We start from the raw sequence: 14,933 nt of genomic DNA, 5'->3' as shown, positions 1-14,933 counted from the left end.
GTAGATATTTGCGAAAGTTTTCACTGGCAAGCAATAACAAAAACTGTTATTATAATGTCTATTCTTGTTATAAAGAAATAGATACATGAATATTTCCCTTACTCCTGAGTTGGAAGCCTTCGTCCAAATGCAGGTTGAGTCCGGCTTGTACCATTCTCAAAGCGAGGTGATTCGGGAGGGGTTGCGTCTTTTGAAACGCTTTAACGACCATTCCGAAGAGTATAAATTGTGGCTCAATGAGCAAATCGCTATCGGTCTTTCGGAGCTTGATAATGCACAAGGTCTTCCCCAAGAAGGTGCGCGAGAGCGCATCCGCAATAAAGCACAACAATTGATCAAAAAATCGTTGTGACGAACCCAAAACTTTATATTCTCTCCCCGCAAGCTGAAAACGACCTCGCGGGAATTTATGCCTATATCGCGCGAGATAATTCGGATGCTGCCGAACAGGTGCTAGATAAGCTTCTTTGTGCTTGTGAATTACTGACAGACAACCCCAGAATCGGACAGTACCGTTACGACCTGACTCCGCTTCCCGTCCGTTTCTGGTTGGTGCAGCCCCGATATTTCCTGATATACAGAGGTGAAAACCCCGTTGAAATCGTGCGTGTACTGGCAGCAAACATGGATATTGCGCGGGAACTCGCCGGAGAATAATTAGAAGATGGTTTTCGGTACGTTATGGAAGCCGTAACATAGCGAAAATACAAATTATGGTATATTCAAAGTAGATACTTAAAATAGTCAAAAATTAGGTGCGTCAAGCTCCGAAAGTTTTATGTTTGGGTGTGAAATTCTCTAAGAAAGCATTTATTTTGAGGTAGTTATGACTACAGTTGTTGCTAAGTGGGGAAACAGCCTAGCTATTCGACTTCCGAAAGCTTTGGCTGAACAAGTTAATGTCAAAGAGGGGACAGACATAACTTTCAGCATTTCAGGCAATAGTATTGTCATCACGCCGCAGCAGCGAAAAAAATATACGCTTGATGAATTATTGGAAGGTATGACTCCAGATAATTTCCATTCTGAAATAGATACTGGATCTGCTGTGGGGAATGAAGTTTGGTAGTTAAACCATACATTCCAGATAGAGGTGATATTGTCAAGTTAGACTGCGGAACTACAAAGCAAATTACGGCTGATTCGATCCGACATGTATTAGCCCTGAGAACATCAGGAATGTCATTTGAAGATATTGCTGAAACCCTTAATGCTGAACTAAAACCTCAAGGGCGTGAGCAGATGGGCTATCGTCCTTTTTTAGTTATGTCACCATTAAAATACAATCGAATGGCTTCTATAGTTCTAATTTGTCCAATTACTAATCAGAAAAAAGGTCTTAACTTTGAGGTTCCACTTCCTGACGGAATGATAACCAGTGGCGTGGTGCTAGCCGATCAGATCAAATCACTAGACTGGAAAATTAGAAAGGTTTTGTTTGTAGAGAAAGTTGAACAGGAGTTAATTGAAGAAGTGCAAGCAAGAATTGAACCTCTAATTTTATAAAGAGGCAAATAAATTTTACAGACGTAATTAATTACGTCTGTACAAATCAAATAAAAATCATCACATGCAGCAATGCAACACCAATATCCAACATCCAAAATCCGAAGCTGACTATGGTGTTGGGAACTTTTTTTTTACGAGTTTGGCTCCTTTAATATCCAATAATTGTACTAATTCAGTTGTATTCAATGACTTGACGAGACTCAAACCAAGAGACTTACTAGAAATGCTTTGAGTGTAGGCGGCGTTCAGGTACGGTGTGTATTGCGGCTTGCCTGCAATGTATGTTTGGAAAAAAGGTAAACTTAAAATATTCATGTAACCACGTGCTTGAGAAGCATCGCCAATCATATCAGCAGGTAATGCTACTTGTTGATTTGCAGGGTTTGCATTGCCAATGGTGGAAAAGTGTGTACCACCTTCAAGCATGACGAGATACTTTTGGGAATTTGCCAACCAGGAAAAAGGTAAAATTTGCTCGGATAAAGCTGGTGCAACTGTATCATCACTACTGCTGACAATCATTACTGGAGTTTTGATTTGACTTAAGCCAGCTTTGCCGAAAATCGAACTAGTAATGGGATTAACTGCGATCGCAGCTTTTACTCTCTCATCCCGCAGGTTATAATCTTTGCCAGACTTGCTAATACTCAATTCTAAAGCGCGACACTGGAGCAGTAAAGACATATTCCAGGTTTTTTGGAGTGCTGCTGGTTGACAGTCTTGTTTTAGCTGCTCAAAGTTGATTTTAGCGCCTGCCAGGGCCAAGGCTGTATAGCCTCCCAAAGATTGACCAAATACTCCGACTTGTTGCAGATTTAGGCGACCTTTAAACCGTGAATCAGATTGATTACCTTTTTGCAATTGATTCAGTATATATGTTACATCCATTGGTCGGTCTTGAAATTCACTTGGTTGTGCTACTTCAATGGCGCGTCCTTTTAACAGAGAACGCAATTGTTTCGCATCACTACCAGGGTGATTGGGAACGACGACGGCAAATCCGTAAGAAGCTAGATGAGTGGCTAAATATTGAAAGTTACTGCTGTCTAAACCCAAACCGTGAGAAATTACAATTATCGGTGCAGTCTTCTGGACATTGGGAATGTAAACATCAGTCAATAAAAGGCGATTGCGGGTTGAGTCAAAAAACTTCAGGATGTATTTTTGCGACTTAAATTTTCCCGGAACCTTTAAATCGGGCAATTGCGAGAAATTTGGTGGGGAAATGCTCTCAGCTTCTATTTTAGACCTTTGGGAAACAGCTGCGATCGCCTGATGGGTTTGGTTAACAAGTTTCTCCAATTCCGTAGCTATTTCCAAAGTCTCGGCGACATCAAGGCGAATGCTGCTGGTGGGATATTTACGCAACACATTTAAAAGTGTCAAGCCTCCCGATTCACCAGAGGCTAAAATTAGCGCCGAACGCAAAGTACCAAATCCTGGTTCTGATTGACTGGTTTTAATCACTTGCGCCAATCGATGCAGTAAAAATTCTCCTTGTGGTGTGTAGAGAAGTTGCGAAACTACTACTGGACTAACTTTCACACGATTAAGCAAAATCCGCCGCAATTCTTGAAGCTGTTCTAGAGGCAGATATCGCTGATAGGCTGCTAAGTCTTCGTTAATTACACCTGTTTTGGCGTAGTTCTCTAAAGTTGTGACTGAAATTGAAAGCTCCAAAGCTGAATAAGATGCATAAATCCGCTCTGCTGCCAAGACAGAATTACTAACTCCAAATGTTGGCAGCGCCATTGAAAGAACCAGCAATAAAGAATTTTTTCTGAGGGTGCTGGCCCAATTACCAAACAAACTATTCATCGCTCAACTGTTTCGGTGGTCTGGTTTTATCAGGTGTTGGCTTTGGTAGTTATTCGGGCGCCCTGCTTAGTTTACTTAAAGTTATTAGCCTCAATTTTATCAAAACAGAATTTAGGAGTCAGGATTTATAATTCACGATGAATTAATGTATGACTTGCGAATGTAGCTGGCTGAAAATAATGGGTATAAATGGGTTTAAAATTTCCACCAAATCTGAGATTTAGTAGTCAAAAAAAGTAGTGATTCCCAATTCCCTAGTAATGTATTCTGACTCCTGAATTCTGATTTTTGAATTCTTTTGCAAGGATATTTCGGCTATAAAGTCAACAATCAAATCCTACAAAGTCACGCAGATGGGTAAAGTATCTAGATGACTTCAGTAGTTTGCCTTCACTATTAAATCATAACAAATAAAAAATAGTCTGCCTCAGTATTTATGTTGTAGCTTTGAATATTGCACAATTTCACTAGATGAAAAATCCAGTAAAAATCCTGAAAAACATTGCAATTAATCAGCTTTTCCCAAGGCGATCGCTACTGAACCTGTAACTACTAAACCCTCTCCAAATATTGCTATGAGGGTGAAGTGTTCTGGTGGTGTCCAAGAAGGTGCAATAACTGATACAACTGCGACTGATATTAATGTCACAATGGGAGCTAAAGCTATTACTGCACTTACTCGTGATGCTTCCCAATGTTGTAATGATTCAGAAAAAGCACCGTAAGCGATTAAGGTATTCAAGGCACAAAAAATCAACATTTATAAATGGAAAGTATCAAGTATAAAAAGTGATTTAACTTTTGCTATAGGAGTGAATAATAAAGCACAGCCCCCATAAATTATCAACATGATGCTGGTGGAAGATAGAGATTGTAATAACTGCTTTTGTGCCAAAGCATAAATAGCTCAAGCCGTTGATCCTAGCGCAATTAAAACACTGCCTAGTATATATGTCCCATGTGCTGTAATTAAATTCGTTAGTTGTTCGCGAAAAAATAAAAGATAACCACAAATCATGACACTAACGCCAATCCATTGAGACAGCCGATAACGTTATTTAAAAATTACTAACCCTCCAAAACCTAATAAAAGGCTAGATAATTGAATGAGAACTTCAGCGTTAGCAGGCGATGTTAATGCTAAACCTTGGGTAAAAGAAAAGTAATTAGTCCCTAAGAATATCGCTAATAATTTTCCAGAAGCAGAGCGCAGTTGTTCTAATTTGGGTAATTTGCCGCGTATCCCTAAATACACAGCAAGCATTTAATATCTATGTAATTGACGAGGAGGAATTATTAATTATTCGGTTAAATAATATGAAATACTAAATACAAATATTGCTAATAGAACAGGAATCATTTTACTAAAGTCTATTCGCTTTTGTTGAACCATTTCTAAACAAGATATCGGAATCATCAGAGGCCAGAAGATAGTTGTCACCACAAACATCACAACCGATAAAAATTTATCTTCTGGATTGGAAGCAGGATGACATAGGGAAAATATTAACCAATTAGTTAAAAAATAGCATGTCATTAATAAGTAACCAATAGTTAAAGTCAGTTGGATCTGATTCACCGTGAGTACTCCTGAAGTTATGTAAGCTTTACTATAGCCTTTCCTTTTTAAATAATTTTTTTAAATTTTGGATGATGAATATTCACTATCATTATCCAAAACTTAAAATTAGTTCAGTTATTAGAGCAATAATTAAGCGGTCTTAAAAAATCGAATAATTTCGCGGACATGATCAAGAAATTGCCCGTCGGTGGAAAGTTGCGCGATCGCATTTCTGGCTTCTCTCCCCAAACGCTCATGTTCTGTTTGATTTGTCGCCCGTAATTCTTCTAAATTAGCCGCAATTCGAGCTAAATCTCTGCGAGTCTCTTCGGCAAAACGTTGTTGAGTTGCGGGTAAGGAATAGGGTTGTTCTGGGTTGAGTTGATCTTCCAATGACTGGATTTTTTGTTCCAATATCGAGAAGCGATCGCGCAGTTCAAAAATATCTTCGCGCGGATACTTCCATTCTTGGCGAATCATCGCTAACCGCGCATATAAATACTCGTAAGCGCGAATCGCGGGACGCAGAATTGTTAATAACAAAGCTGCACCAGAACTTATATATCCAACTGTACTAATACCAGTGGCAGCAAGGGTATAAAGACCAATGGCTGAGAATAAGTGTAAAGCAATGGCAACCCAGAGCGATCGCTTTGCCAACGCTGTGACATATTTTACTTGTTTCTCATCGACTGGAATGCCTTTCTCAGTTGATTGTGCTGCTTCTGCTAAGACTTCTTTGGCTTGAAAATGCACATTCCACGGTACGGTAACAATTACCAACAGCCACCAAAAACTAGCACCACCAATTACCCAATCAAGAAAGTTACCAGCAGGGATGTGCAACCATTGCAGTAAGCCAAAAGCTGCCAGCACCACAACCACAATTCCTGCAATGGAACTGATGAAAAAGTTAATATACATCTTGCCTTGTGTCCGGTGAAACTATACCTCGATCATGACTTTGCCCTAGCAGTTATACGTAAATGCTTGTGATGGTTTTTTGAGTAGCACATATCCCACTGTGCGGAATTCAAAATTTCAAAACCCTTAATGTAGTTCTTCCATAACCGCGACAAACTTAGCTTTATTTCTTGTTTACTCAACTAAATAACTGCGCCAAATTGATTGAGTATTTTTACTGCCTTTTTCTGGAATTAGCGATCGCCAAGTTTTACCTTCTTGCTGAATTTGTAGATAAACATCAAAGGGTTGTTTTGGTTGCGTCAAGCGTCGTTTTGGCAGCTTAACAATCAAGTCATAGGTTCCTCGGACGTGGAAAGCTGGTAAATTGTCAATCGTCAGGGGTTGTTCCTGGGTAATTGATAGCCGCTTGATTTCAAATCCTTGAAAATCTAGATCCAACTGTTGGCTAAGTTTTTGTTGAGTTTGTTCTAGCCCAAGTGCGATCGCTTTTTGCACTAACTCGCTAGTCGGTAACAGTCCAATACTGCCACAAGCTGTTACTAGCACCAGCAATATTGCTGTCAAAACTAACCGCACCATGTTATTCCTGAGATTCCACTTATCAGCGATAGTATAACTGTAGATTCTCTCAATTCTCTCATCTACCATGCCAAAACAGTCTATAGGTCTTGATAATCAACTCTACAATTATCTTTTATCCGTTTCGCTACGAGAACCAGAAATTCTTGGGAAGTTACGCCAAGAAACCGCCAATCATCCCCGGAGTGGAATGCAGATTTCACCAGAACAAGGGCAGTTTATGAGCCTTCTGGTACAGTTAATTGGAGCGAAGAAAACCCTAGAAGTTGGAGTGTTTACGGGTTATAGCTCACTTTCTGTAGCTTTGGCACTACCGGCTGATGGCAAGATTATTGCTTGTGATGTGAGTGAAGAATTTACTGCGATCGCTCGACGATATTGGCTAGAAGCTGGGGTTGCCGATAAAATCGATCTACGATTGGCACCAGCTTTGGAAACTTTAGATCGGCTATTGGCAACTGGGCAAGGCGAGACTTTTGATTTTGCCTTTATTGATGCTGATAAAGAAAATTATGATGGATATTATGAGCGATCGCTGCAATTAGTGCGTCCAGGTGGATTGATTGCGATCGATAATGTTTTATGGTCTGGACAAGTAGCTGACGAGCAAAATCAAGATGAAAGCACCCAATCTATCCGAGCGCTGAACGAGAAGTTACATCATGACGAACGCATTACTCTCGCCCTTGTCCCCATCGCCGATGGACTTACTTTAGCAATCAAGCGATCTTAATACAGCAGAGCGCACAATAACTGTGCGCCCTTATTGCGTATTCTGCTTCTATTGACTTAGAAGTTGAAGCCAACTCCCAATAGTAGCCCTACATCAGTATCATCGAGAAAAGAAGCATTTACGGAACCTGTCACTGTAAATCGAGAACCTACAGGAACGTCTACACCACCAGTTAGCAGTAATCCAATATCAGTATCCAGATTAGCTTCAATTGCTACCCCAGCACCGATAAAAGGAGATATACTATAGCTTCTCTCGCCTACCGAACCAGCTCTGCGGGGAGAAAAATCTAAAGTTACAGGAACCAAAAATATTGTATCGTCCCCAAAGATCACCGATGGTCTAACTGATATATTGTTTGTCAGACCAAGTTTGCTGATTACTGCAAAGTTACTATCGCTCAAAGCTGAATCGTTGCCGCTCAAACCAATATTACCACCACCTCCGATATAGCTTCTGCCACCACGAGTACTTCTGCCTACGTTAACATCAGGCGTTGTACTTCCTGTTGATGGCTGATTTAACTGACTGATGTTAACATCAGGCGGAATCAGGACTTGGTTAATTGCATGGATAACACCATTGCTAGCTTTCACGTCTGCCTGGAGAACTCTGGCATTATTCACCGAGACTTGACTGTTAGCGGAATCGATTTTAATATTTACTGGTCTTCCTTCATCGGTTGTCAATTCCCCTGCCGAGAGTTGACTAGCTGTTACCGCACCGGGAACCACATGATATCTTAAAATCTTAACTAACGCTTCTCTGTTCTCTGGTTGCTGTAACTGTTCTAAGGTAGCAGCAGGCAAGGCAGCAAAGGCATCATTGGTGGGAGCGAAGACTGTATAAGGGCCTGGCTGTTGAAGAATATCTGTTAGACCGGCTGTCTTTAATAAAGAAGTCAGAGTTGTAAAAGAACTACTGGATGCCGCCAGAGAAACAATATCAGTACTTGTGGGAGTTCCAGCTACAACGTACTGACTAGCTGGAAGATTGCTAGCAATGGGTTGCACCCGTCCCTGTTTAACTAAAGCTTGATATAAAAGTGCTGCTGCTTCAGCACGAGTCAAAGACTGTTGCGGATTGAGTTGTTTTACATCCGGGTAGTTGACAACAAGATTACCTACTGTCGCTGCTGCCACACTGCCAACAGCATACTCTGGGATAGCTGAGGCATCGTTGTAGTAATTAGTGAGAGTACTTGTATCGCCACCAGTTAAACCTAAGCCACTACTTAAAGCAACGATCCCCTGTACTCTAGGAATTTCTTGATTTGGTCTAAACACGTTCCCAGGATAGCCTGCTAAAAATCCAGTTTCGTAGGCGTTTTGAATTGCAGCAGCTGCCCAGTAGTTAGCAGGAACATCACTAAATCCACCCGCACTTAATTGCCGAACTCGGTTTTGGGTACTGAAAGCTTTTTGAATCAAGGCAGCAAATTCAGCACGAGTCACAGGCTGATTTGGTCTATAAGTACCATCAGGAAAGCCACTAATCACGTTATTCTCAGCTAGGGCTTGAATGAAGGGACGTGCCCAATAATCTGAGGAAACATCAGACAGGTTAACTGTTGAAGTAGGCGATGGTGTCGCAGGTGATGGTGTTACAGATGGAACAGGAGTTTGAGATGAAGCTGGGGCAGAAATTACGATGGGAGTTATTGTCGCAGCTGTAATTCCCAGAACTAGCAAAGTAACCTTTGTTGATGACCAACGAAACAAACTAGACATGGAAATATCCTCTTTTCAATTTCTTGGGTTGACTATTGGAAAATACTGGATGCAAGGTTAAGTGAATACAAATATCCAGATAATTATTTGGTTCGCCTTAATATGGAAACCAAAAATGAAACCCGTTAACTCTGAAAAATTCAAATGTGGGACATTATGAGTAGCTGCTCTGATATCTCATAACATTTATCCAAATGTTTACCACATGTAGTATCGGATTCCTATTTGCTTTTTAAAGAACCGCAGATCGCACTAAAGAGAAGCAGGCATACCAGGGTAATCTCTTCTGTTGCAACAATAAAGATAATTAATGCAAGTAGGCGATTTTATCAGTTCTAAAATTGCAGTCAAGCAGTAAAATAATTGGCCTTTAATAGCCCTGTCTTTATAATTGCCGAGGAGGGTTCATGCCGTCAAACTTAATGTATCATGATCTTTAGCAATATTTAAGAAATAAAATGCCTTTTGGCGATATGATGTATTATTAATCTTTTATCGAAATTATACAACTAACTCAGGGCTGGATTTTGAGGAAAAACTTTCACTCTTTAGATAGTTGTCCTTGATGGCAAATTTTCAAATACTAGACTGGAAATTAGCGATCGCAATCAAAAATTTCAAGCCTGATTGCGCCAAGATTTTTGGCTAGGAATTATTTTTTTACAAAAGACTATTTTTTAAAAGCGAACCCAAAGATAAACTAGGATTTTTGGAAGCTGGCTAATCTGTCTCAATTTTGCTCACAACTCCTCTGGAGGTAGGGCAACAAATCCGGTTTTTAGTCCACGCTTGAATCCTGCTTTTTCATAGAAGTGCAACGTCTCCTCGTTTTTTGAGCCACTTAGAAGCATCACTTTATAGCACTTTTGCTGCCATGCTAAAGCTAAGGCATAATGTAGCACTTGTGTACCTAATCCCTGTTGTCGAAAATCGAGATGGGTGACAACATTTTCAATGATGCCGTATGGACGTGCGCCACGCGTCAAGTTGGGAACAATGGTTAAATTACATGTTGCTACTAGCTGGCTATGAACATCAGCCACGATGTAATACAAATGGGGATCATGTAAAATCTCATCCCAGATAGATTGTAAAACATCATCAGCTGGTAGAGGCGCATCGACAGGATTTAGGTGGTTATATAAAGCCAAAAGTTGGGGAAGTTCGTCGCGTGTAATTAGGCGAACGGTAATTATAGGTTTAGACAAAGCTCTATTAGGATAATATCGCAGGAAGTATATTTGACAATTTCAATCGATGTATTTATAATCATTAATTCCAGCTTGGCGCTGCGGACTCCAGACTTCTACTGTCCAGGCAAATAGACCTTGATATTCATAAGCCCAGTCGTCAAATGTCCCTGTAATTACGTCTTTGGGGTCATAGCGGAAATCATGAAAGGCGGAGATGGCTGGGTATTGAGTAAGTTCAGTACCTTTTGCGCCAATACGTTGATAAGTGCGGAGGTCATTAACGGGGAATTCGTCATCGCTGAGGTGGGTGTAGGGACGGATGAGAACACCGCTAAAAGTATGAAAGGCGATCGCTCCTGTAATATTAGGATGTGTAGTGATAAATTGAACTAGCGATCGCACTTCTGTTTCAGATGTAGGATAAGGGCCAGACCCCCATTGCTCAGATTCTTGCCGCCATAAAAATGGAAAATTCCGGTTCAAATTTAGCCCTTCCTTAGAAGGCTGAATTTTAATCTGAACTCCGTCATAATTTTCTATATTTCCTTCTAGTAGTACGCGATAATACTGTCCACCTGTTTCTGTGGGTTCGCGTCGCACCAGCAGACGAGGTTCAGTAGGACAGACTTTCCAAGCCCCATTGTCATCGGGGATTCGCATCAGTAAAATCCGACCATCGCCATCGATAGCTTGTTCCCGATCCGTCAAACACACTTCAGTTGCTTTTTTACTAAATTTTACAGCTTGACTACTGAGTTCTTTGATTCGAGTCTTTAATTCTTCAATTCTCTTCCTTGCTAACGCTGCGCGATCGCAAATCTAAAAACCAAAATTATTTGACTAAGTTTGAAAAGATTAATTTGGCTTACCCGTAATCGTGAATGCTGCCCAGTAGTAAGGATGGTTATAAAGAATTTTATCTGATGCCATTTTACTATTTCTATATAGTTGCGTCGCTAAATAAGTTTGAATTCTTACTTCCTCTGGATGCAGATTATTCAAAATATCTTCATACCATTTTGTCAGTTCTCCAGCAGTTAGTTCTTTTAACCATTGTGTGGCTTCCGCTAAAGCAGTAATTGCTGATTTATTGGGCTGTAATCGTCGGTAAAACTCGATCATTACTAAGGCACTAGCCGAAGATTCTACACTCCAGAGAGTACTCACTACATGAGGTACGCCTTGAGTTACAAAACCACTGACTAAACTCACATATTCGCTACTGATGGTGTAGTTGTTAGTACTTAAATTTTCACAAGCAGAGAGGGTAATCAGGTTGTAACTATCTAGATTTTGTTGGCAGATTTCATCTAGATTAAGTTTGTCTTCACCTGCTAATGCTAATTCTGATTTTTTAGGTTCAGCTAAATTATTAGTAACATGACCCGTAAAATGCAAGATATTATAATTCTCAGATAGGGCATTTTCAACAATACTTTTCGTAGCTTCTGCCCCCTGAATTCGTTGGATATTATTGAACATCTGACTAACAATTTCAGACTCCAGTTTGGCAAATTTCAGTGTAGGAGAACCTGTACTTTCAGGATGTTCAACACTGAGCAATAACTTATTTTGCCACTGCCAAATATCCTCAGTTCTGATTGATAAACCTATTTGGGCACTAGGTAGATAGGTAACGCTGAAATTTGATTCCACATTTGGTAACTCTTCCAGAGATGGCGAAGAAAGATGGAAAAGTGTATGAATGGGCAATCTGTACAAGTCACGGTGAGGAATTAAGACCAGTTGGGTGATGCCTTCGAGTTCCTGTGCAATTGTAGAAATATTCAGAATTTCATACAGTCGCAACAGTTTCTCTTCCATATCAACTCGCCAAGAATGCTGACTTTTACTTTCTCTGTCGTGGGCTGTGCTGCGATATTCTTGGTATTGTTGATGCCAATCTTCTAGCCAAATTTCAAATTCAATTAGGCGTTGCACTGCTTCGGGTAGAGGCAATTCATTTAGACGGATAGCGTCTTCTCCTAAAGGTATTACCCCAGCATCTTGCATGGGTGTAAACAGGAGAATTGGTGATGGAGCTTGGTCTTTGAGAATAAAAGTATGTAGGGAAACTGGACTAATATGCCAGTAAATAATTGCTGTTGTGGGATTGAATAGTTGTTGAATTGCGCCATAATAAGGCGAGTAAATATTATGATTCCAACCAGAAAGCAGCCAGTTTAAACAAGCATTTTTACCTTGTTCGGCAATTTCCCAAGCTTCTACTAAATCACCCGACTCCACAGCTAAATCAACTGCCAATTGATCGAAGCCGGCAAATTTTAGAGCTAGTTGTTTTTTACTTTCGTCTGAGCGAGTTTCTTCACTCAGTAATTGTCGCAATAAATCTGTCCCACGTTGCAGCAATTCTTGAACTTGTGTGGTTTGTCCCAAACCCATCAACACTTTGCTTAGAGATTGTAAAACCTCTAAATGCAACTGGGGAAAATACTCTAATGTCAGGGTTAACAGCGCCTGATGATACTCAGATGCAGCTTTGCGCCAATAATCCCGCGTACTGGTATGTTTTTTACCTTGTTCGTAGTAAGTATTAGCGATCGCAAAATGCAATCTACCCCAACCTTCTGGATGGGTATCTGTCCGTAGATGCTTTAACCCTTCTTCGTAGCTGGCTAATTTTCCTTCGTAGCCGCCCTGTTGTAAGGCGGGATTTGCCGCGATGATACTACTGGACAAATTCAGCAATACATCATAATTCACTAAATGACCGATCGCAGTTCCCCGGCCAATCCAAGCTTCCCAATAATCTTGTTTGATTTGCAAAGCGTTGTCATAACAAGCGATCGCTTCGGCAAATTGTTCTAAATGAAACAGTGCTATTGCCTGATTATACCAAGCTAAGTGGAAGTCGGGTTTAATGGCGATCGCTTGCCGATAGGAGGTGATCGCTTCTTCTCTCCGTCCTAAGTTGTCTAACGCTATACCTCGGTTGTACCAAGCTAAGTAGAAATCAGCTTGAACTGAAAGTGCTTTATCCCAAGAGGCGATCGCTTCTGACCACCTACCTAAATTAAACAGCACTACGCCCCGGTCTATCCAAACTTCGTGGTACTCTGGGTTAATTTTTATAGCTCTGTCGTAAGATATAATCGCCTCGGCAAATTGTTCGCTGACAGCTAGGGCTATGCCTCGGTGATACCAGTTTTCCTGGTCTTCTGGTTCGAGTTGCAGCGCTTGGTCATAACTAGCAATCGCTTCTGGTAGCCAACCTAATTTCAGCAGTGCCAAACCCTTGCTAGACCAAGCTTCTTGATAGTCTGGCTTGATTTCTATAGCTTTGTCAAAAGAAGCGATCGCTTCTTCAAAGTATCCTAATTCTCCGAGAGTTCCACCCCGATTGTACCAGGCTTTGTAGAAGTCTGGTTTCAGTTGTGTAGCTGTTTCATAAGATGCGATCGCTTCATCAAAACGTTCTAAATGGAACAGCGTCAAGCCTCGATTAAACCAATATTCTGAGAATTCTGGTTGCATTTCAATGGCTTGGTCATAAGATGCGATCGCGCCCAACAAATCACCCGTTTTCGCTTGGCTTAGACCTTGGTAAAACCACCCTTGAGCGTCGGTAATCGGATTATCGTTATGTCGCTCAATAATACCAGGGGAATTACTGCTTTGAACTGCCAAATCCGAAGCAAGTTGCTGGACTAAATTGCTACTTTGATCCAACCTCACCCACAACTCATCTAAAGTATTAGCCACATTCGGCTCTAAATTCGTCAGAGTGTTATCCCAGGTTTCCACCGAGGAAGACGTTGCTAATTCAGTCTTTTGCCTAGTGGAAAGGAGATTTACTGGTGTTGTAATTTGAACAATTTCTTCTTCGTCAAACCTCAATTGGGTTAACAAAGTGATTGAATCTTCTGCTGCGGGCAGAGGAAGATTTTCTGGGATTGTGGTTTGGGCGTCTTCCCTTTCATATTCCCATACCACTTCCTCTAAGTTTTCGGGTAATCTTTCCTCAAAAGAGTCATTTTGGGGTGTTGACGTTATTGGTTCAACATCTGGTGCATCATATTCCCATAATTGTTCACCTAAACTAAGAATTAGCTCTTGTCCAGGGGGAGTTGGGAGAATTTCTTCATCGGGTGTACTTTCTATTACATCTGGCTCATCATACTCCCATAACCGCTCGCCTAAATTGCGGATCAGTTCTTGTCCAGGAGTGATTTCTATTACATCTGGCTCATCATGCTCCCATAACTGTTCGCCCAAATCGCGGATCAGTTCTTGCCCAGGAGTGATTTCAACATCATCTTGTGCCTTATTGTCCTGATAATCTTCTATTTCTGTAGGTAAGTTTTGCATTAGCCGAATGCCAATGTCATAAGCAACTTCTCCAATTCTGCCAACACCAAGTTCCCCCAATTGCACCATCTGTGTTGCTAAAAGAGGATTTGGTGTACGTGAAGCTAGCAAGCTTTCACCAAACATCACCAACCAGTCTATCCAACGTTCAGCCGGAACGCGATTTTCGATCCGTTGCAGATACCTCAATGCCCACTGTCGTCCTCGTGCTTGATGCACGCCTTCTAACAATTGGATAAACAATTGTTCCAGATCCGCATTGGTTAGTTCTGGTAGTACCCCCACCAGATTGCGTCCTCTCGCACCCTTGAGAGAACTATTCTGTTTACTTGCAATGAGGCGCTTTAAAAACCTTTTAAGCGACTGCGATATCCGCCTGAGCATCTGCCACACTCTTGGATTTTGTTTTTCTAGATTGTAGCCATCGTTGTGTTAAAAAAATCATCAATTACGTAAAAATCCATTAGATTCGGACAGCGCTTCCGTAGCAGGTTAGCAAAAAATATACAAATCTTCAAGAGCATAGCATTACAACGTTACAATTCCCAGATTTA

The 14,933-nt window shown here is 40.9% G+C and carries 12 protein-coding genes and 1 pseudogene; 5 read left to right on the top strand and 8 right to left on the bottom strand.

Annotated features, from left to right (window positions below; all coding sequences use genetic code 11):
* Nucleotides 1-85 precede the first annotated feature (85 nt).
* From HWQ42_RS19790 to HWQ42_RS19775, 4 genes are all read left to right on the top strand, one after another.
* Nucleotides 86-352: a type II toxin-antitoxin system ParD family antitoxin gene (locus HWQ42_RS19790; protein WP_099102796.1), complete on the top strand. Its 267-nt coding sequence runs from the start codon at nt 86-88 to the stop codon at nt 350-352.
* Nucleotides 349-657 carry a type II toxin-antitoxin system RelE/ParE family toxin gene (locus HWQ42_RS19785; protein ID WP_292729558.1) on the top strand — a complete coding sequence of 103 codons (309 nt, stop codon included), beginning with the start codon at nt 349-351 and terminating at the stop codon, nt 655-657. Before HWQ42_RS19790 ends, HWQ42_RS19785 begins: the two co-directional genes overlap by 4 nt.
* A gap of 169 nt (nt 658-826) precedes the next feature.
* A complete protein-coding gene (locus HWQ42_RS19780) occupies nt 827-1,069 on the top strand; it encodes an AbrB/MazE/SpoVT family DNA-binding domain-containing protein (RefSeq protein ID WP_094342324.1) in 243 nt (80 codons plus the stop codon).
* On the top strand, nt 1,063-1,506 hold the full coding sequence (locus tag HWQ42_RS19775) for a type II toxin-antitoxin system PemK/MazF family toxin (RefSeq protein WP_292815286.1): 444 nt from the start codon (nt 1,063-1,065) through the stop codon (nt 1,504-1,506). The genes HWQ42_RS19780 and HWQ42_RS19775 overlap by 7 nt, the downstream gene beginning before the upstream one ends.
* 111 nt (nt 1,507-1,617) lie before the next feature.
* On the opposite strand, the gene HWQ42_RS19770 is transcribed toward HWQ42_RS19775, so the two are convergent.
* From HWQ42_RS19770 to HWQ42_RS19750, 4 genes and pseudogenes are all read right to left on the bottom strand, one after another.
* Nucleotides 1,618-3,327: an alpha/beta hydrolase gene (locus HWQ42_RS19770; RefSeq protein WP_292815283.1), complete on the bottom strand. Its 1,710-nt coding sequence runs from the start codon at nt 3,325-3,327 to the stop codon at nt 1,618-1,620.
* 508 nt (nt 3,328-3,835) lie between these two features.
* A pseudogene (locus tag HWQ42_RS19765) lies at nt 3,836-4,597 on the bottom strand (DMT family transporter); the annotation flags it as partial.
* A gap of 441 nt (nt 4,598-5,038) precedes the next feature.
* Nucleotides 5,039-5,812 (bottom strand): hypothetical protein, encoded by a 774-nt coding sequence (locus HWQ42_RS19755; protein WP_292815277.1) that lies wholly within the window; start codon nt 5,810-5,812, stop codon nt 5,039-5,041.
* Between the two features lie 174 nt (nt 5,813-5,986).
* Nucleotides 5,987-6,394, bottom strand: coding sequence for a hypothetical protein (locus HWQ42_RS19750; protein WP_292815274.1), 408 nt, complete (start codon nt 6,392-6,394; stop codon nt 5,987-5,989).
* A 67-nt stretch (nt 6,395-6,461) separates the two neighbouring features.
* On the opposite strand from HWQ42_RS19750, the gene HWQ42_RS19745 reads away from it, so the two are divergent.
* Nucleotides 6,462-7,127, top strand: coding sequence for an O-methyltransferase (locus tag HWQ42_RS19745; protein WP_292815272.1), 666 nt, complete (start codon nt 6,462-6,464; stop codon nt 7,125-7,127).
* Between the two features lie 56 nt (nt 7,128-7,183).
* Here HWQ42_RS19745 and HWQ42_RS19740 read toward each other — a convergent pair whose 3' ends face one another.
* The 4 genes from HWQ42_RS19740 to HWQ42_RS19725 form a co-directional block, all read right to left on the bottom strand.
* On the bottom strand, nt 7,184-8,857 hold the full coding sequence (locus tag HWQ42_RS19740; RefSeq protein ID WP_292815269.1) for a fasciclin domain-containing protein: 1,674 nt from the start codon (nt 8,855-8,857) through the stop codon (nt 7,184-7,186).
* A gap of 740 nt (nt 8,858-9,597) precedes the next feature.
* Nucleotides 9,598-10,065 (bottom strand): GNAT family N-acetyltransferase, encoded by a 468-nt coding sequence (locus HWQ42_RS19735; protein ID WP_292815266.1) that lies wholly within the window; start codon nt 10,063-10,065, stop codon nt 9,598-9,600.
* A gap of 42 nt (nt 10,066-10,107) precedes the next feature.
* Nucleotides 10,108-10,758 carry a M14 family zinc carboxypeptidase gene (locus HWQ42_RS19730; RefSeq protein ID WP_292815263.1) on the bottom strand — a complete coding sequence of 217 codons (651 nt, stop codon included), beginning with the start codon at nt 10,756-10,758 and terminating at the stop codon, nt 10,108-10,110.
* 147 nt (nt 10,759-10,905) lie between these two features.
* Nucleotides 10,906-14,763 (bottom strand): tetratricopeptide repeat protein, encoded by a 3,858-nt coding sequence (locus HWQ42_RS19725; protein WP_292815260.1) that lies wholly within the window; start codon nt 14,761-14,763, stop codon nt 10,906-10,908.
* Nucleotides 14,764-14,933: the final 170 nt, after the last annotated feature.

It is taken from the genome of Nostoc sp. JL23, assembly GCF_017115065.1.
Classification (GTDB): Bacteria; Cyanobacteriota; Cyanobacteriia; order Cyanobacteriales; family Nostocaceae; genus Nostoc; species Nostoc punctiforme_A.
The sequence above is the reverse complement of the archived record's forward strand: the minus strand, read 5'-3'. Positions and strand labels throughout refer to the sequence as shown.